At 59.9% G+C, this 17,957-nt stretch carries 13 protein-coding genes and 3 pseudogenes; 6 read left to right on the forward strand and 10 right to left on the reverse strand.

What is annotated here, in order from left to right; translation table 11 throughout:
* Positions 1-584 precede the first annotated feature (584 nt).
* The 4 genes and pseudogenes from NKJ94_RS35010 to NKJ94_RS35035 form a co-directional block, all read right to left on the reverse strand.
* A pseudogene (locus tag NKJ94_RS35010) lies at positions 585-1,009 on the reverse strand (porin); the annotation flags it as partial.
* A 292-nt stretch (positions 1,010-1,301) separates the two neighbouring features.
* A complete protein-coding gene (locus tag NKJ94_RS35020; protein ID WP_352532061.1) occupies positions 1,302-2,471 on the reverse strand; it encodes a M20 aminoacylase family protein in 1,170 nt (389 codons plus the stop codon).
* A gap of 469 nt (positions 2,472-2,940) precedes the next feature.
* Positions 2,941-3,160: pseudogene (locus NKJ94_RS35030) on the reverse strand (L-aspartate oxidase); the annotation flags it as partial.
* A gap of 236 nt (positions 3,161-3,396) precedes the next feature.
* On the reverse strand, positions 3,397-3,684 hold the full coding sequence (locus NKJ94_RS35035; RefSeq protein WP_352532063.1) for a hypothetical protein: 288 nt from the start codon (positions 3,682-3,684) through the stop codon (positions 3,397-3,399).
* Positions 3,685-3,792: 108 nt separating this feature from the next.
* Between NKJ94_RS35035 and NKJ94_RS35040 the strand changes: the two genes are divergently transcribed.
* Together NKJ94_RS35040 and NKJ94_RS35045 are read left to right on the forward strand one after the other, a co-directional pair.
* Positions 3,793-4,200: a transposase gene (locus NKJ94_RS35040; protein ID WP_352532065.1), complete on the forward strand. Its 408-nt coding sequence runs from the start codon at positions 3,793-3,795 to the stop codon at positions 4,198-4,200.
* Positions 4,197-5,165, forward strand: coding sequence for an IS701 family transposase (locus tag NKJ94_RS35045; RefSeq protein ID WP_352532067.1), 969 nt, complete (start codon positions 4,197-4,199; stop codon positions 5,163-5,165). The genes NKJ94_RS35040 and NKJ94_RS35045 overlap by 4 nt, the downstream gene beginning before the upstream one ends.
* Positions 5,166-5,220: 55 nt before the next feature.
* Here NKJ94_RS35045 and NKJ94_RS35050 read toward each other — a convergent pair.
* From NKJ94_RS35050 to NKJ94_RS35065, 4 genes and pseudogenes are all read right to left on the reverse strand, one after another.
* Positions 5,221-5,664 (reverse strand): annotated as a pseudogene (locus NKJ94_RS35050) (transposase); the annotation flags it as partial.
* A gap of 75 nt (positions 5,665-5,739) precedes the next feature.
* Entirely contained in the window at positions 5,740-6,798 is a 1,059-nt protein-coding gene (locus NKJ94_RS35055) for a methylenetetrahydrofolate reductase (protein ID WP_352532069.1), read from the reverse strand.
* Between the two features lie 346 nt (positions 6,799-7,144).
* The gene (locus tag NKJ94_RS35060) at positions 7,145-7,837 is read right to left on the reverse strand and encodes a cobalamin B12-binding domain-containing protein (protein WP_352532071.1); all 693 of its coding nucleotides are present in this window, start codon (positions 7,835-7,837) and stop codon (positions 7,145-7,147) included.
* A gap of 291 nt (positions 7,838-8,128) precedes the next feature.
* The gene (locus tag NKJ94_RS35065) at positions 8,129-9,670 is read right to left on the reverse strand and encodes a trimethylamine methyltransferase family protein (RefSeq protein WP_352532073.1); all 1,542 of its coding nucleotides are present in this window, start codon (positions 9,668-9,670) and stop codon (positions 8,129-8,131) included.
* A 434-nt stretch (positions 9,671-10,104) separates the two neighbouring features.
* Here NKJ94_RS35065 and NKJ94_RS35070 point away from each other — a divergent pair, with 434 nt between their 5' ends.
* Together NKJ94_RS35070 and NKJ94_RS35075 are read left to right on the forward strand one after the other, a co-directional pair.
* The gene (locus tag NKJ94_RS35070; RefSeq protein ID WP_352532075.1) at positions 10,105-10,515 is read left to right on the forward strand and encodes an amidase family protein; all 411 of its coding nucleotides are present in this window, start codon (positions 10,105-10,107) and stop codon (positions 10,513-10,515) included.
* A gap of 903 nt (positions 10,516-11,418) precedes the next feature.
* Complete coding sequence (locus NKJ94_RS35075) at positions 11,419-12,468, forward strand: GlxA family transcriptional regulator (protein ID WP_352532077.1); 1,050 nt, start codon at positions 11,419-11,421, stop codon at positions 12,466-12,468.
* Between the two features lie 438 nt (positions 12,469-12,906).
* On the opposite strand, the gene ltrA (NKJ94_RS35080) is transcribed toward NKJ94_RS35075, so the two are convergent.
* Complete coding sequence (gene ltrA / locus NKJ94_RS35080) at positions 12,907-14,232, reverse strand: group II intron reverse transcriptase/maturase (RefSeq protein WP_352532079.1); 1,326 nt, start codon at positions 14,230-14,232, stop codon at positions 12,907-12,909.
* Between the two features lie 576 nt (positions 14,233-14,808).
* A complete protein-coding gene (gene ltrA, locus NKJ94_RS35085; RefSeq protein WP_502904246.1) occupies positions 14,809-16,191 on the reverse strand; it encodes a group II intron reverse transcriptase/maturase in 1,383 nt (460 codons plus the stop codon).
* Positions 16,192-16,769: 578 nt separating this feature from the next.
* On the opposite strand from ltrA (NKJ94_RS35085), the gene NKJ94_RS35090 reads away from it, so the two are divergent.
* Together NKJ94_RS35090 and NKJ94_RS35095 are read left to right on the forward strand one after the other, a co-directional pair.
* Positions 16,770-17,630, forward strand: a complete 861-nt coding sequence (locus NKJ94_RS35090) for a site-specific integrase (RefSeq protein ID WP_352532083.1) — start codon at positions 16,770-16,772, stop codon at positions 17,628-17,630.
* Positions 17,631-17,640: 10 nt separating this feature from the next.
* On the forward strand, positions 17,641-17,957 hold a 317-nt coding region (locus NKJ94_RS35095; RefSeq protein WP_352532085.1), incomplete at its 3' end, for a transposase zinc-binding domain-containing protein.

Here is a 17,957-nt window from a genome sequence, read left to right on the forward strand (position 1 = left end):
TCCTCCCACTCCATGCGCCTGCGCTCCTCGCTGCCGCAAATCAGGCGGCAAATCTCCCCAGTGCATAGCCCTCAGGCAAGATGGGGTGCTCGTCACGCTCACATTCAATCAGCCTCTCAAGGCAAAATCCGAGAGCCTCCGAGCAGGCGGAAAACCTGCAAAAGTCGACATAACCGCAATCATGCGAAAGCTTGTCGTCCTCGCAAAACGCGCTCATCAGGTCGACCGAAAATGGGCATCACACATTCCTTGACCAACACGGATATTCTAACGAGAGACCCGATGCTGACAGACGTTCTGACTGGTTTGGTCCCTGGGCAGGGCATTGGCTGCTGACAGCAGGTAGTCGCGGCAATCCCCTCATTTAGTCAGAATGCTCGACGCTCTGATGAAGGGCGCCCTGGTCAAGGGCGCCCTTCGCATCGGCGGCAGGCTTCGATCCCGGAGGTGCGGACCTAAGCACTTTGGAACGAGCCGCCGATGGGTCCTTTTTTGGGTAACTCGCTCAGCCAACACCGGCTGGACGAGCGAGTCAGCGCACGCAAACGTATGCGACGGGCGCTATGGGTTGATGCTTCGATCCGTCAGAACGAGCGCTGGAAGCGGAGGATACCGCCGACAGCGTTGCTCTTGCGAGCGGGGATGCCGGTAAAATTGAAACCATTGCTGTCATGGTCGTTATGAGCCCAGTCAACTTCGGCCGTGATGGTGAGGCCCGGGACGATCTTGCAGGCTACGTTCGCCGCAAGGCCAAACTCTTTGGCTTCATCATACGACACGTGGAGGTTGAACGCAGTTTTCTCGTTCAAAGTGTAGGTGGCACCACCCCGCACCGCCCAGTTGCCGCCCCACTGCTTGTAGAAGCCGCGGTCGCCGGCAGGGATCGCATAGGTCGGGTCGTTGAGATTGCCGTCGGTATCGACGACAGCGCCTCGGTCGCAGTCACGTCCAAGCGAACCTTGCCGGCCACCTCTTCGTAGTTGCTGTCATAGGCAAGGACGCCGGTGATGGTTATCGACAAGCACCTGTACGCCCAGCGCCACCTGACGGATGTTGCTTCTCAGAGCACAAACACCTGCTACGTCGCAACTCGCTTCGAGAACACAGCCAGGAACTAACTCGCTGTCGTTAGCCTTTCGCAGCTACCATCCTAGGCATAAGATAACTGATCCACAACTCCTACGGGTACACTCCAGTTTTGGATGACTGTGTTTGCCCCTTGCCGCACTCTAAACCGGACCGCGCAATAGCAAATGTCCAAAGAAGGCCCTCGCCTCACAGACTTCAAGTCGAGCGAAACTTCAGGCCGGCAAAATTGTCTCGACCAGCTTAACCCAGTAGCCGATGCCGTAAGGCAAGGCTTCGTCGTTGAAGTCATATGCAGGGTGGTGCGTGGGGACAGTTGCTCCATTCCCAATGAAAATGTAGGCTCCCGGCCGTGCCTCGGACATGTAGGCGAAGTCCTCTGCCCCCATAGTCACTTTCATGTTGTCGTCCACGGAGTCGTGCCCCACGAGGCTTCGGGCCGCCGTGATCGCCTTTTCGGTTTCCTCGGGGTGATTAAAGGTAACGGGGCACGACCGCAGGTATCTAAAATCGACATCTCCGCCAAAACCGCGCGCAATGCCCTGGGCAGCGGCTAACATTTCTCGCTCGGCGAAGTCTCGCAGATTAGATGCGAGCGCCCTGACAGTTCCAGAAATTTCAACCTGATCAGGAATTTGGTTGTAGGCCTGTGAGGCTTTCAACTTTGTGACGGAGATCACGAGTGACTCCATGGGGTCGGTCTTGCGCGAGACCAACGTTTGCAGACCAAGGATGATCTGTGCTCCAATGGTAACGGGATCGACAGTTCGATGGGGGGTAGACGCATGGCCGCCCGCACCCTTCACGACGATGTCGAAGTCGTCTTGCGAGCCCATGGTGGCACCATGGCGAATGCCGAACGCACCGATGTCTATGCCCGGCCTGGTATGCATACCAAAAACCTGGGATATGCCGAAACGCTCCATGATTCCTTCCTGGACCATTCTGAAGCCGCCGGTCGGGAATTCCAGCTCTTCTGCGGGCTGGAAGATCAAGGCAACGCAGCCCTTGAAATTGCGCGTGGACGCCAGGTGTTTCGCGGCGCCAAGCAACATGGCCGTATGACCGTCATGGCCGCACCCATGCATTAGGCCCGGGTTTTTCGAGGACCAGGGCTTATTTGATGCCTCAATGACTGGCAGGGCATCCATGTCAGCCCTCAGCCCGATCGTCGGCCCGTCGCCGCCCTCGCCCTGAATCAGCGCGACGATGCCGGTTTCGGATATTCCCGTTTCGATATGATTGATGCCGAAAGATGCCAGCTTTTCGGCCACGAACTTGGCTGTGTTGTGTTCCAGAAAGCCGAGCTCAGGGTTTTCATGCAGGTGGCGCCGCCACTCGGTTACCTCGCGTTGCAAACCGCGGAAAATTTCAACACCTTGCATCTGAAGATTCTACCTCGCGTAATTTTGGCGTCGCGCCATTTTGGCCACGGTAAGCCGAGACTGAATCGAGTTTCAGTCGCCGGACGTGCTTACGTCAAATTCAGATTGTATATTCGGGGCATCTAGCTTTGAGATGAACCAAGCTCGGCTTAGGGCCGTAATTACGCCCGGTGAGAACCGGTAGCGATCACAGACATCTCACGGAAGTTTTGAAAACAAGCGTTCCACCGGCGGCACCGGCCCGCCGTCGCACAATGGTTTCCGCGACTAATGCAATCACTTCGCCGGCCCTCTCCATACTGCTGCTCGTTTTCGGCAGGCAACCACCGTGAACAGCATGACGTAATGTGATGGGTTTTCGATCAGGAGCGGGCCGGACGCACTTGCATGAACACGAGATACAGTCGCTCAGTTTCTTCGCCGGCGCCAACTCCAATTTTGTCGGCGACACACTACCGACGGCGGGCAATCCGCTTGCGACCGCGAGCGCGCCGTGAATTGCACCGTCTACTACGATTAGGCGCAGAGTTTCCATCCCTTCCAGGATCGTGACCGAAGGTCTCCTCCGCGCGACGACGACCAGTGCCCGGACCAGCTCGCGGCTGGTGGCGTCGCCAGCGGCACGCACGGATTCGCCGACGCGAATGCGCTGCCTCAAGCCCGAGCCGATCGCTATTGGTACCCTCTCTTCGTCGAAAATTGCCCGACTCTGACATCGGTCGCCTGAATGGCGAGCATTTCGATCAGAGGCTAGAAGCGCGCGGTGATGGACAACCTGACGAGCCACATGGGACCGAGGACACGATGTGGCACAGAGCAGCATTGAGCCCGCCGCTTCGAACTCAGGTGTTGGTCCCGTTGGGTGAGCCAATCTCTAAGCTCGACTTTGCCCAAAATTGGGGTCAGGCGTTGCGGCTTTTCGCGTTCAGGCCCAGTTCCAGAAGAGAGGCTCGCGCGCGACGAATTCGAGGGCTTTGTCGAGGGGCAGGATGATGCCGCCGAACGGCCCGACATCATCCCAGCGCTCCCGATAGGACCAGTACAGGACGCGCATGCGACCGCCTTGGTCGACGGGCTTGAGACGTGCGATAGGGGCGCCCGTTTCCTCGAGCAAGAGCGTGTAACCGCCTTTGCGGCCCTCGACGACCACGCCGCCGCCCCGGCTTTCCTTGAAGCGTTCGATGCGAGCGATGATGTCGTCCTGGCCTGGCATGGCGCGACCATATAGTGCGGTGCCTCGCCCGTCGCAGGAGTGGGGGTGAATCGAAATGCCGCACCCGACGGTGTTGCGCGCTGTCGGCTGACGGATTCGACAAGGCGGATGACATCTTCACACATCACCGCCGCCGGCGACCGCGCTCCGGATATTCTGCAAACATGGCTGCAGCCCTTCCGCCGCTTCTTCACGGCTCCTGTCTGGGAGCATGTTCTAATCTTGCTGATGGGCGCGTTGCTGGCGCCTGGCAAACGGACCGTGACGGCGGCGCTACGCATCACCGGCGGCCGGGAGGCCTCGAACTTCACCTGCTACCATCAGCTTCTGAACCGCGCGCGCTGGAGCGGGCGCGCCATTGCTCGTCGGCTTCTGTCGCTGATTGTCGACCGTCTCGTGCCTGCCGGGCCGGTGGTGATCGGCGTCGACGACACCATTGAGCGACGCTGGGGTCCGAAGATCCCCGCCCGTGGCATCTACCGGGATCCCGTCCGCTCCAGCCATGCGCACTTGTGAAGACCAGCGGCCTACTATGGTTGAGCTTCATGGTGCTGTGCCCCGTCGCCTGGGCTGGCCGCACCAAGACGCTGCCCTTCTTGTCGGTGCTCGCTCCATCCGAAAGATGCAATCGCAGGCGTGGGAAACCCCACAAGCGTCCGACGGATTGGGCAGGGCAAGGCATTCTCCAGACTTGCCGCTGGCTGCCGGACCGCCGCGTCGTGTTCGTTGGCGACAACGGCTTTGCCGTTCTCGATCTGCTCGCCGCCGTGCGCCATCGATGCACCGTCGTCAGTCGCCTGCGTCTTGATGCCAACCTCTACGCACCGCCACCGGCGCGCGGGCCACGCACGCTTGGCAGGCCGGCCAGCAAGGGCCGGCCCTTGCCCAAGCTCAAGGCCGTCGCCGAAGCCAGCACGACCGTCTGGCGCAGGATTGTCGCCTCCGAATGGTACGGTGACGAGCGCTGTGAACTGGACATCACGTCGGGAACCGGCATGTGGTATCGCCCCGGCAGCAAGATCGTGCCGCTGAGATGGGTCCTCGTTCGAGACCCCAGTGGCGCGCGCACAGTCCAAGCCTTCTTCAGTACCGATCTCGATCTCTCGCCAGAGGACATACTTGCCTTCTTCGTCCGGCGTTGGCAGGTCGAGGTCACCTTCGCCGAAGTGCGCGCGCATCTCGACGTCGAGACACAACGTCAATGGTCCGACCTGGCCATCCTGCGAACCACTCCTGCATTGCTCGGCCTCTACTCCCTCGTCACATTGTGGGCAGACGACCTGCTCGCCAAGGGCTCCGCACCCTACGCCGCGGCGTGGTACACCAAGACCCGGCTCACATTCAGCGACGCCATCGCCGCCATCCGCATGCAACTCTGGATCGGAGACATTTGTCCACGGTCAGCCAGCCCCCCAGACCAACACAAAATCCCGCCCGCCCGCCTCATCCGTATGGCCCAGGCACTCTGCTATCCAGCATAATGGGCAAAGCCGAGCTAAGAGCCTGAATCAAAAAGAATGTTTTGACACCAAGCTCTTGCGAGAGCCTGCGTCTGAGCGGGCGATTGTGGGCGACGTATATCCAGGCTTCTGCCGAAGCGATAGATTTCTACCAGTCCTTGGCCAGCCTGCGGCATCACCCCAGCCATGCGGATGTGGCGCGGCAGAAACTCGAAGCCTTTGGCTTCTCCGTCCGCTTGACGATCTCCAGGGTGAACGTGCCGATCTTTTGCATCGCGCCCTTAAGCTTCAGCCCGGCATAGCCGCCGTCGGCGAAGACGTGTCGCAGCCACGGCCAGCGTTCGGAATGGTTTAGGGCAGCCGGTGCGCCGTCCCGGTCCTGGATATCGGCGGCGTGGACGATGAAACAGACCATCAGGCCGATGGTGTCGACCACGATGTGACGCTTGCGCCCGTTGATCTTCTTTCCCGCGTCGAAGCCACGAATTCCGCCGCTTTCCGTGGTCTTGACCGATTGGCTTCTCTATTCTGCGGTTTGAAGTCAAGCGCGCGCTGCTGCCCCTGGTCGTCCGCGATCAGCTGGGAGGAGGACCGCTTAGGCCTGGATCAGGTGGGCGGGACGGTCGGCCACGATCTGGTCGTCGCGGCGGATTTCGCGCTTCCATGGCTGGCGGCCCTTCAGCACGCCCGATTCATCCACGATCTCAGCGACGTACTCTTCCTGGCGATAGGCCATCACATGGACACCGGACACACCGGGAATTTCCTTCACCTCATTGATGATGTCGATGCAGAGCTGCTTGCCTTCCTTCTTCTGATCCTGGGCGCCCTCCAGGCGCTTGATGATCGCGTCGGGAATGTGGATGCCCGGCACGTTGGAGCGGATCCATTTGGCCGTCTTGGCCGAGGCCAGCGGCCCAACGCCACACAGGATGAAGCATTTCTCGGTGTAGCCGAGATCGCGGACCTTCTGCATGTAGGTGCGGAACATCGGCACGTCGAAGCAGTACTGGCTCTGCACGAACTGCGCGCCGGCGGCGATCTTCTTGCCCAGCCGGTAGGGGCGGAAATCATAGGGCGGCGCAAACGGGTTGATCGCCGCGCCGAGAAAGACCTGCGGCGGCGTCATCAGCTTGCGCCCGGAAAGGAATTTGCCGTTGTCGCGCATGATGCGGATGGTTTCGAGCAGCGACATGCAGTCGAGATCGAACACCGGCTTAGCGCCTGGCTGATCGCCGGCCTGGACGCCGTCGCCGGTCAGGCAGAGCATGTTGGCGACGCCCATGGCAGCGCCGCCGAGCACGTCGCCCTGGATGGCGATGCGGTTCTTGTCGCGGCAGGCGATCTGCATGATCGGCGCGTAGCCCATGCGGGTCAGCAGCGCGCAGATGCCCACCGAGGACATGTGGCAGTTGGCGCCCGACGCGTCGACCGCATTGATCGCGTCGACCCAGCCGTCGAAGATCGCCGCCCGCTCGTAGACGTCCAGCGGGTTGGCGCTGTCCGGAGGGTTGAGCTCCGTCGTCACCGCGAATTCGCCGCGCCGCAAGGTACGCTCGAGCCGGCCAAGCGAGGAGTAGCCTGGCGGGGGCTTCAGTGCCAAGTCGATGCCAGCAGGATTTTCGTCGGCCGTAGGGGCACGCGAATTGGTCATACCGGTTCAGCCTTTCCATTTCGCAATCGGCTGCCAGCGCGGTTACCCGGAGGCAGACCGACGTCTTGCGCGATTGGGCGACCGGCTTCTGCACGCAAAAGGCCGCACTCCCGCCGCGCACGCGGCGGGAGCCTTCCGACGCCGTTAACCTCATGCAGAGCGTGTCGGGCTCTACGTCGCAATTGCTGTTGGATGTACAAGGATGACACCTGTCGGCTGGGGTTGCATCTCACCATGCCCGCAAGTCCCCCACTGAAAATGACGCATTCACAAGTTCATTATTACTGGTGATAAACATCGAGCGGCCGCGTTGACCCAGCGTCTTACAGGGTCGGCGTCGCAACCATCAGCTATGTGAGTTGTGCTTGCGCTTCATGAAGTCCTTGGCGGTCTCCACTGCCACCGCCGCGTCGCGGCAATAGGCGTCGGCGCCAACGGCCTTGCCAAACTCCTCGTTGAGCGGCGCCCCGCCGACCAGCACGATATAGTCGTCGCGGATGCCCTTCTCCTTCATCGTGTCGATGACGACCTTCATGTAGGGCATGGTGGTTGTGAGCAGCGCTGACATGCCAATGATGTCAGGCTGATGCTCCTCGATCGCCACTAGGTATTTCTCGACCGCATTGTTGATACCGATGTCGATGACGTCAAAGCCCGCACCCTCCATCATCATGCCGACGAGGTTCTTGCCGATGTCGTGGATGTCGCCCTTGACTGTGCCGATGACCATCTTGCCCTGCTTCGGCGCGCCGGTGGCGGCGAGCAGCGGGCGCAGGATGAACATGCCGGCCTTCATGGCGTTTGCCGAAAGCAGCACCTCGGGGACGAACAGGATGCCGTCGCGAAAATCTTCGCCAACGATGCGCATCCCTTCGACAAGCGCTTCCGTCAGCACCTTGTAGGGCGCCCAGCCTCGCTCCAGAAGGATGTTGGTGCTTTCCTCTATCTCTTCCTTCAGCCCGTCATAGAGATCGTCATGCATTTGCTGCACAAGTTCCTCATCGGAAAGCTCGGAGAGGATGATATCTTCGTCAGCCATGTCGAGTCCATCTCAGTGTTTAGTTCAGAGGAGGTCGGTACCCCGCGCTTGACGAGGCACCGACTAGGCTTCGGGTGAAGCCTTGGGAGTTAGTCAAATGCCAACCATTTCTGTGATCTATTCCGAAGGCAGGCGAAAACCCCTCTTTAAGCTCTGCTCATCTTTCTGGATACATATTCGCCTGATCGCCCCGCACCTTTACACGTGCCGAAGATCTATTCATTCGTCACCCGATGGTGTTGGGGCACTGACAAAGCTGTTTCGTGACCCCCGCTCCGGTCCGCATTCCAGCTAGTTAGAAATCTCTCGCTCGCGACGCTCGACGAAGTCCCGCAGCGCCTCGCGTATCGAGGGATCAAGAGCCGGTGGCTCCTCCTCGTATTTGTTCAGCATCTTGCGGCACCATTCGCGCCCGCGCGTCCCGGCATCCTTGCTGCCCGTTGCAACCCACGTCTCGAACCTTTCATTGTCTTGAATTTCGTCGAGGAACGGGAGATTTTCGCGCGTGTAGTCCTCGTCAAAGAAATGCCCGCCCGGTCCTACCTTTGCGAGGGAAGCGAGCGCGATATCCATGTCGGCCCAATCAACTCCCTTCAGCATCGTGTAGAAGTTCTGCATCTGCTGCCCGTCGGCGCCAAGCTTACCCATGGAGATGCAGAGCGATCCTTCGATCGTCCCGCCGCAATGGGTCAGGAGATTACAACCGCCAAGGATCGCAGGATAAACTTTCAGAATGGAATCGTAACCAGCATAAAGGTCATCGCCTTTCGATCCGGATTTCGCGCCATTCGTCCGCCACGGGATGCCGTAGAATCTGGCCATCTGCCCAAATATGAACATGGCAAGCGCCACCTCCGGCGAACCGAATGTTGGCGAACCGCTCTTCATGTAAACGCCCATCGGCGCCACGCCCATTAGCGCACGACATCCGGGCCGGATGATTTGGCTGAAAGCCACACCAGCAAGGACCTCAGCCACTATCTGCGCCGTTGCGGCGAGCACGTGCACAGGCGTGGAAGCGCCATAAAGTACAAAAGGCGAAAGCAGAAGCGCCTGGTTGTGAGCCGCATACAAGCGCAGCGATTCAAGCTGCGTTTGGTCCCAAACGAGCGGCGAGTTGCAGTTGAGGAACGCGGTCATGACAACGTTCTCGTCCACGAATTCCTCGCCGAAAACGATCTTCGCCATGTCCAGACTGTCTTGCGCCTGGTACTCGGACTGAGACGAGCCCATGATAGGCTTGTCGGTGGCGAGGAACGAGGATTCCACCATGTGCAAGTGTCGGTGCGGCACCGCGATATCCATCGGCTCAAGCGTGTAGCCGCCGTTGTAGTGGATCGCCGGGTTGACATGGTGCAGCTTCATCAGCGTGCGCATATCCTCGGCGGTCGCTTGCCGCCGGACACCGTCGAGATCAATCAGATTTGGCGAGCCGTTCGCGGGGCCAAAGATCATGTTGCGTCCGCCGACCCTGACTGTACGGTCGGAGTTGCGGGCATGATAGTCAAACTCAGCGGGAACAGTCGCGATCAACTTACGGATAAGTTCGCGGGCAATGCGCACGCGGTGCCCGGTAACCTCGGCTCCAGCCTGCCGCCAGATGGCAGCAGAGGCGTCGTCACGAAATTCTATTCCAATCGTCTCGAGGATATTCATCGCATGATCGTCAATGGCCTCGATCCCGTCCTGCGCAAGCACTTCGTATGTCGGGATGTTGCGCACGGCGGTAGGAAGGTAAATCACTGGGCCTCGCAGTCGTGCTTCTCGCCGGGAAGCGGCCCCGCCGCGCCGCGGCTTCGATGTAAGATTGTTGGCTTCGAGTGTTTCTTGCACGATGGTACGAGCTCCAATGGCCCTCATGATCGCGGATCGGCTGGGACTAAACAACAATATAAGAATTGCCCGTCGCGTAACGTCGGGTTACGCTGAGACTTTCGTTTCCAAAGAACCTTCGGCGAGCCCAGCGAGCTGGCCATCGCTGGTTGCGCAACGCAGTTGCGCCGGACCGGCCAGATCGCCAGATCGTGTTATTTGGGAGTGGCGCAGCTGACGACGTTGGATCGCTGATCAGGCCGGCCCCTCCCGGCGAGCTCGGCCTCACGGCCGGATCAGTGGATTATGGTTCGTCTGCAACACGGCCCGATATTCCTTCGGGCACCCGAGCGTTTCGTGCTTGGCCTCCACCATGATGGCGCCAAGCTTTAGGGACCTTCGGCCGATTGGTTGGCGACAGCGCCGGTCGCTGGCGGCCCCCGGCGGCCCAGCAAATGCCGCTCTCATATGCACGGGAAGTATTCGAGGCGATGCGCAAGGTCCGCGCCGATGTGGGCGAGGCGACCAAGGGCTTCGACATCCTGCTGACGCCCAGCATGCCGTGCACGGCGCTTCCCCACAGCATCAAGACCACGCTCAGCGAAGGCGTCTCGCTCGACCAGTTCCGCGATACCTACCAGTCCCTCTATCAATACTTGGGGGTCTTCAACGTTACCGGTCAACCCTCGGTCACGCTGCCGCTCTTCCATGACGGCGAAGGCCTGCCCATCGGTATCCAGATCGTCGCTCGCTTCGGCGACGAGGCGACCCTGGTTCGCTTCGCTTGCGACCTGGAGCAGGCCACTCCTGCTGCTCAGTTCGTTGTGAATTGTGAAGACGGCTGTAAAAACATACTTACCCGTTAAAGCAAGTCGTCGCAATTTCAGCAGTTGTCGCGGTCATTAGGGTCCCAGACGCGGGCATGTTCATCATCCGGCTCGTGGTCGAGAAGTGTTAAACGGAAGAAGAGCTCAAAGGAGGGGTGCCCTCTGGCGGAAACTTGCGACCAACCCGCGACGCGCCAACCCGCTGGCTCGGCTCGATGTCGCGGTGGGAAAGGGCAAGATCAAGCCATTGCGTACACTAAGTTATGCGTCGGCTCTCCACCACCTGCAGATGCGCTCCCGAGCTTTGGGTTTGTTTCGAGCTTATGTGCTTCACGAATTCTGCTGGGGCCATGCCGCCGGTAACCTCACTCTCAGTAGAATAGAGCAGGTCACGTGATGCAAAGCTCAGCACTGGCTCCACCTTTCATTTTGTTGCTCCGTGTCCCAGTTGTAGGCCATACACGCGCCCATGGCCGATCTGCCACCGCGTAACCAGAAGTTACGCACGGGCGCAATTCTTTTTTGGATTGTTTGCTCAGATCCGTTTCGCGATGATCTGCGATCGTTGGAGCCAATAATGCCGTGCAACAAACGCTCGAAACCAGGCGCTACTTCGAAAGGCGGCGCAATGGTGCCGGTCATCGGCCAAGAAGTGCGAGTGAGGGCCCCGGCCATTGACCTCAGAATGGTCGAGCGGTTCTGGCGTAGTCCGATCCTTACCAAACGCTGCGGCGCCGAATGGGGCGCAATATATTTGCTGTGGCGGTCTTCCAGAAAGCGGCCACGATGGACAGGCATGTGGACCCTAAATCACAAATCGCGGGGCGACAAACCCGAGGACGACCTCAAGCGGTCTTTTTCGGACTGCCGAAGGATTCCGATTCGGGAGTGCGGCGGATCCGCGGGACTTCGGCAACTTCGATAGCGACCTACCGGTGCTGAATGAACGCTCTCGTTCCAACTACCGTCGACTCGCGCTCGCTTGTCCAAGGCGATGGACAGGACATCACCGATCCTCGCGACACTTATGCTGGTTGTCGCCTAGCCGTTCTTCTTCTACCCGAATTTTCGCAACTGAGCCTGTCTTCATTCATCGACCCACTCCGACTAGCCAATTCGAAATCGGGCCGCCCCTTCTTCGAGTGGATGCTGTCCAGTCCGGATGGCAGGCCGGTCACTTGCGCCAGCGGCATAGTCATTTCAGTCAGCCGAGACTTTACCGGCGTGGTAAAAGAACTGGGGAGCGGGCGCGGGCCGGATATGGTGATCATCTGCGCTGGTGATAACGTCCAGAAGCACGCATCGGCATCGCTATTCAGCGTTCTGCGCACATGCAGACGACACCAGGTTCCGATTTTAGCGCTTGGCACGGCAACCTGGCTCCTGGCAGAGAGCGGCATACTGAACGACACCCGCTGCACGATTCATTGGGACAAGCTCGAAGCACTCTCTGCGACTTTCGAACGCCTGCACGTCACGGATAGCTTATTTGTACGGGATAGAGGCCTCGTCACCTGCGCGGGCGAATTTGCGTCCTTCAGTCTGGCGATGGAACTGATTACCAATTATCTTGGGAATCATAACGCATCGGCCGTTTGCCGCCATACCACTGCGGTCCAGTGGCGCTCTGGTTCCGATAGGCAATGCGCGATCGACGCGCAGTACGTTGGTGCAAGCAAAAAAGTTGCTGAAGCCATCCGCTTGATGTCACAGCACATCGAAGATCCGCTTCCGCTTTGCGACGTTGGCAAACGTGTCGGACTTTCCCAGCGTCAAATTGAACGGTTGTTCCAGCGCTACGTCTCCTGCTCACCTATGCGGTATTACCTTCGTGTGAGGCTGGAGGGGGCTAAACGCCTAATTGAGCAGACTGACATACCTCTACTGGAAATAGCGCTTTCGTGCGGCTTTGTCTCACCATCGCATTTCACAAAACGGTTCCGCGATTGCTTCGGCACGGCCCCGAGCGCCTTGCGCGCTCGGCGGATGTGATTAATCGCTCTGATATGGGAGGCTAAACCTGCTTTTCCGTCAGCGGGCGTTGACCTTACCGTGGCACTATTATCTGAAAAACTAAGCGGTATCCCAGGTGGATGGGGCGCAAGCTCGCTTTGTGCGTTCTGTCCTGTCGTAAAGGTATGGAAATCTGCCAGCCCTGACCCGTCGGCAATGCTATGGACCAGAATCTGGATTTTGCAATTGTGCGACGCAAAGCGAGATCTGCAAACCGTGGCTGTTCTGAATTAGTCTAGAGCGTCGGACGTTCAGTTTGAATCGCGAGGGATTCCAGTGAGGCGTGGTTCATGATTGATCGGGATAGGGGGACGCCTCGCGACGCCGCCCACCGGGTCACCGGAGGCGGTCACCCGCCCCCGGTTCCCACAGAACGTGGCGTGCGGAGCTACCGCACCACGCTCTTCGGCAGTTGGTTCACAGCACCGCGAGTGCCTGCAGTTCCCTATGCGGGAGCCGCAGTTTGGGTCGCAGTAGCGGGTTTCGTTCTTTGATCTGGTTGAAAGTGCCCCAACTGAGGCGACCGCCATCACGGCTGCGGCTGCATAGCATTCTGCGCCAGTAACGCTCCACGACCTGGTACACCTTGCTCAGCGACCGGAGATTTCCCGGGACGCCGTAATAGGCATAGTGGCCGCGCAGGACGCGGTTTATTTCCGCTACCTGATCACTGATTTTATAATGCCGTATTCGCCGCATCAGCTCCCGCAGAGACAGAAGGCTGCGCTTTAGCCGAGACTTCTCGGTGCGCATCCCAACCTTGAAGTTGCCTTTTCGGTTACGCGTGCAGTACAGCGTCAGACCCAGAAAGTAGATGGTTTCCGGGCGATTTCTGCCGCGCTTGCCCGCGTGTCGCTGCGCGAACCGACCAAACTCGACCAACTTGGTCTTGCTCGGCTCCAGGCTGAGGCCAAACTTCCCCAACCGTTGATGTAGGGCTTCCTGAACGCGGAGGGCATCTTCGCGATATTGGAAACAGATCACAAAGTCATCGATGTAGCGCACCAGTTTGGCTTCGCCCCGCAACCGGCCTTTCACTATGCGCTCGAACCACAGGTCGAGCACATAATGCAGATACACATTGCTGAGCAACACGCTGATCGAACCCCCTTGCGGAGTCCCCTCTTCGCTCGATTGGACCACACCGTCCTCCAGAACGCCCGCCTTCAACCAGCGCCTGACCAGACTGATCAGGCGCGGATCCCCGACTCGATGTTCAACGAACCGGAGCACCCACTCATGTGAGAGACTCCCGAAGAAATTCTTCAAATCCGCCTCCAGCACCCAACTGATCTTGCCGCCAGCGATGACCTCGTGGAGGGTCGCCAGTGCATGGTGGGCGCTGAGCTTTGGTCGTCCGCCAAAGGAACAGGGCAAGAAGTCCTGCTCGTAGATGGCCGACAGCACCTCGGCTGTGCTGCGCTGGAGGGCCCGGTCCGCGATCGTCGGCACCCCTATGGGGCGCTGCTCCGTCTTGCCGGGCTTCGGGATGTAAACGCGCCGGACCGCCGGCGCGCGATACCCCTGTCGGTGGACGGACTGGAGCATTGGCTCAATCCATCCTTCAAAGCTTTCCTTCGCCGCTTTCGCCGTCTGACCATCCACCCCGGCAGCCGAGTGGTTCGGAATCTTCAACAGATTCCTCTGCACCCGGTCGCGCGTGATGTGATGGGCAAGCGATGTAAAACGGAGCTTCAGCTCACACCGAGCTTTCGCTGCTATTTGTTCAAGTTTCGTTTCCATGGTCAGCTAATCTTCTCTTTGCATAGAAGGCCGTGACTCCCGTTGGATGGAGCCCATGTTGCCCAAGAACAATTCACCTACCGCTGACCGCTTCCCCATGTGGCCGGCTCTCCCGTCCTCAAAGTACTATCAGTCAGTCTGACTTCCACCCGATCATCGGACCCTCCTCACCTCCTCGGCTTGTCAGGTCCTGCAAGCTTGCGCTTGAACCGGATGGATCTCCCTTGTTCCCGTTGATTCCTTTGGTTGCATGCTGGCGGTACGAACCCCGGGAGCACCTCGGACCACTCGCACTGGCGCGGTCCGCGATTCCGCCTTCCCCTTTGAGAGACAGGGTCGGCCACTCCGATCACGTTCGATTTCGGGGCTATATTCCCGTTCACTTCATTCCGGCCTACAACCTCCCTGTCTACGCTTCGCAACGCCCGTTACCGGACGTCACGCAAGACTCGGTTCGCCGCTGCTCGCTAGGCTTTGCCGCGGCCGCCATCTCAGACGGCAGACTTCAACGCGCTTGCAAGGCGCAACTCCCACACCACCGGGCATACGGGTCCGTACCACGGCGGTTCGATCGGATTAAGCTTGGGCAGAGACATGGAGTCGAGGGAGGCCGAGAGACTCGAAGTAGTGGTTGCGCAGGGCCTGTTGGACCGCCGGGTGTCCTGACATGCGCCAGAATCCCGTCGGCGAACCGGCGGCAGCCGCAGAACTGAACTTTGGGACGCCACGATGGCGCAGTTCCTTGAAGCGGTTGTGCCCGTTCCCCCATTGCCGCCAGAGATACATGCGTAGTCTTCGGCGGATCCACGCTTCCAAGTTCGTAAGCACCCGTGGGGTCTGGCAGAAGCCGAAGTAACCGCGCCATCCGATGAGGTATGGCTTCAGCTCTTTGATCAACTGCGGCAGACTGATCCCCCGTGTCCGACGTGTCATGTCCAGGATCAGCGTCTTGAATTTGTCGAGGGCCTTCGGCGCGATGCGCCGCTCGCTCCCGTCATTCGAGATGCTGAACCCCAGGAACTTCCGCTCCTCCGGTCGCGCCACCGCGCTCTTTTCCTCGTTGACCTTCAGCCGCAGCTTCTTGGTCAGGAACCGGCTGACGGAAGCCATGACCCGTTCGCCGGCGCGGCGGCTGCGAACATAGATGTTGCAGTCGTCGGCGTAGCGGCAAAAACGGTGGCCACGTCGGGTCAGTTCCTTGTCGAGATCGTCGAGCAGGAGGTTGCTTAGGAGGGGCGAGAGCGGGCCGCCTTGCGGGGTCCCCTCGTCCACCGGACGGACCAGGCCGTCCTCCATCACCCCCGCATTGAGGAATGCACGGATGAGTTTGAGCGCACGCTTATCGGACACCCTGGCGGCGACGCGCGCCATCAGGCTATCATGATTAACCCGGTCGAAAAATCTTTCGAGGTCGAGGTCAACCACGTAGCTGTAACCCTCGGCAATGTAGCATTGCGCTTGGGCTACTGCCTGATGGGCAGAGCGTCCCGGGCGGAAGCCGTAGCTGTGCTCCGAGAACGTCGGGTCCCACTGCTCTTGGAGGACCTGCAGCAGGGCTTGCTGGATCAGTCTGTCGACGACGCAAGGCACGCCGAGTTTTCTGACCCCGCCGTCCGGCTTGGGGATTTCGACCCGCTTGACCGGCTGCGGCTGATAGGTTCCCTCAAGCAATCGAGACCGGATGCTTGGCCAGTGCTCACGCAGGTAGCCCTTGGCGTCGTCGATGGTCATCCCATCCACGCCTGGGCTACCCTTGTTACTTCGAACGCGTTTCCACGCTGTTCCCAGATTCTCTCGGCTACATACCGTCTCCATTAGCTGTTCCGTCCAAGCCGGGCTTTCGGGTGCCGACTTCGCCATGAGTGGTTCGGCCCCTTGGTAACCGCTGACAGGGGCTTCACCCCGGTCCCTCGGTTCCAGGGCCAGTGAATACTGGGTCTTCTGCCGCTTTCCACTCATGAGTTGCCAGTCCTACTTGCCGCTTCCAATCGTTCGGGCCTTCGGTCATCGTTTCCGGCTCGGCCTATCCATTTGCTCCGCCTTTCGGCCTTGGAGTGCCTCACTAGCCTTGCCGACAGCATCACCTACTACGCCCTCTGCTGACTCCTGCATCACGGTCAGGTCACCTTGCGGTTCCCTCAGTTCCGAAGTCGGAACATGACGCAGGCCTCCCCAGGTAAGCTCAATCGCCTTCCCCGCGCACCTGCCGGATCTACAGCCCTGCCCTTTGATGGATATGGACTTCGCGACACGTTGCCCGCTCGTCCGGCCAGGGATGCCTCATATCCGGTTTCTGTTCGTCAGGTCGCGGTTTTGCTCCACGCTTCCTTCAGACACCACCTCGCGGTAATGCCCTTGCGCTTTGCTAAGCCTTCACCTCCATCAGGTTGGCTAGGGGACTTTCACCCCCAAGCGGTTGAACATGCTGGGCACACAACTAAACCGCTGCCGCGGTAGCTGATGCGCGGGTCTGGCCTGAGGAGGCCCCCGTCTGAGAAGATTTGGTGTCGAGCCAACCTTCCAGACAGGAGAACCCCATGGCCCAGATAAGCCCTCTGCGTCAGCGGATGATTGAAGATCTGACGATCCGCAATTTGTCACCGGAGACCCAGCGAACCTACGTGCATCACGTGGCGAAGTTCAGTCGATTTTTTGGACGATCACCCGATCAACTGGGATACGAAGAGGTGCGCGCCTATCAGGCCCACTTGGTGGGCCGAAGGGTCTCGTGGGGCGCGTTGAACCAGACCGTTTGCGCCTTGCGTTTCTTCTACGGCGTGACGCTGGGTCGATCTGATCTGCCTGAGCGGATCGCTTACGCCCGGACGCCGCGCAAGTTGCCGATCGTGCTGAGCGCCGATGAGGTGGTCGGCTTTCTGCAGGCCGTGAAGGGGACGAGGAACCGGGTCGCTCTGATGACCACCTATGCGGTGGGCTTACGCGCCGCGGAGGCGGCGCGTCTGCAGGTGACGGACATCGATAGCAGCCGGATGATCATTCGCATCGAGCAGGGCAAGGGCGGCAAGGACCGCTATGTGATGCTGTCGCCGCAGCTGCTAGAGATTTTGCGCGTCTATTGGCGGTTGACCAAGCCGGGGCGATGGCTATTTCCTCGGCGCGATGGCCGCGGCCCGATCCACCCACAGACCTTAGGGATCGCCTGTCGAGCAGCCTGCGAGTTCCTGGGCGTTGAGAAGCGGGTGACGGTGCACACCCTTCGCCACAGCTTCGCCACCCACCTTTTGGAAGCCGGCACGGACATAAGGATCATTCAGGTGCTGCTGGGCCATCGCAGCCTGGCGACGACGACACTATACGCCCAGGTCTCAACGGCTGTGATCGGCCGGACTGCCAGTCCTTTTGACCAACTCCGCATGGAGATCACGCCGCCCGGCTGAGCCGCGCGCCATGCGCCCGGATCTGGAAGTGGCGGATGTATTCCACCGTCACGGGGCTGATTATCGCCGTGACCATGCCGGCCATCTCGGGCGTGTCGAGCGCCGGGTTATGGCCGCGGTGGAGGCGTGCCGGACCGCGGCCCTGGGCGGTCACGCCGAACACTGCGCCGACTGCGGTCTCGTGCGGCAAGCCTATAACTCCTGCCGCAACCGTCACTGCCCCAAGCGCCGGGTTATGGCCGCGGTGGAGGCGTGCCGGACCGCGGCCCTGGGCGGTCACGCCGAACACTGCGCCGACTGCGGTCTCGTGCGGCAAGCCTATAACTC

The organism is Mesorhizobium sp. M0060 (assembly GCF_040323155.1).
Classification (GTDB): Bacteria; Pseudomonadota; Alphaproteobacteria; order Rhizobiales; family Rhizobiaceae; genus Mesorhizobium.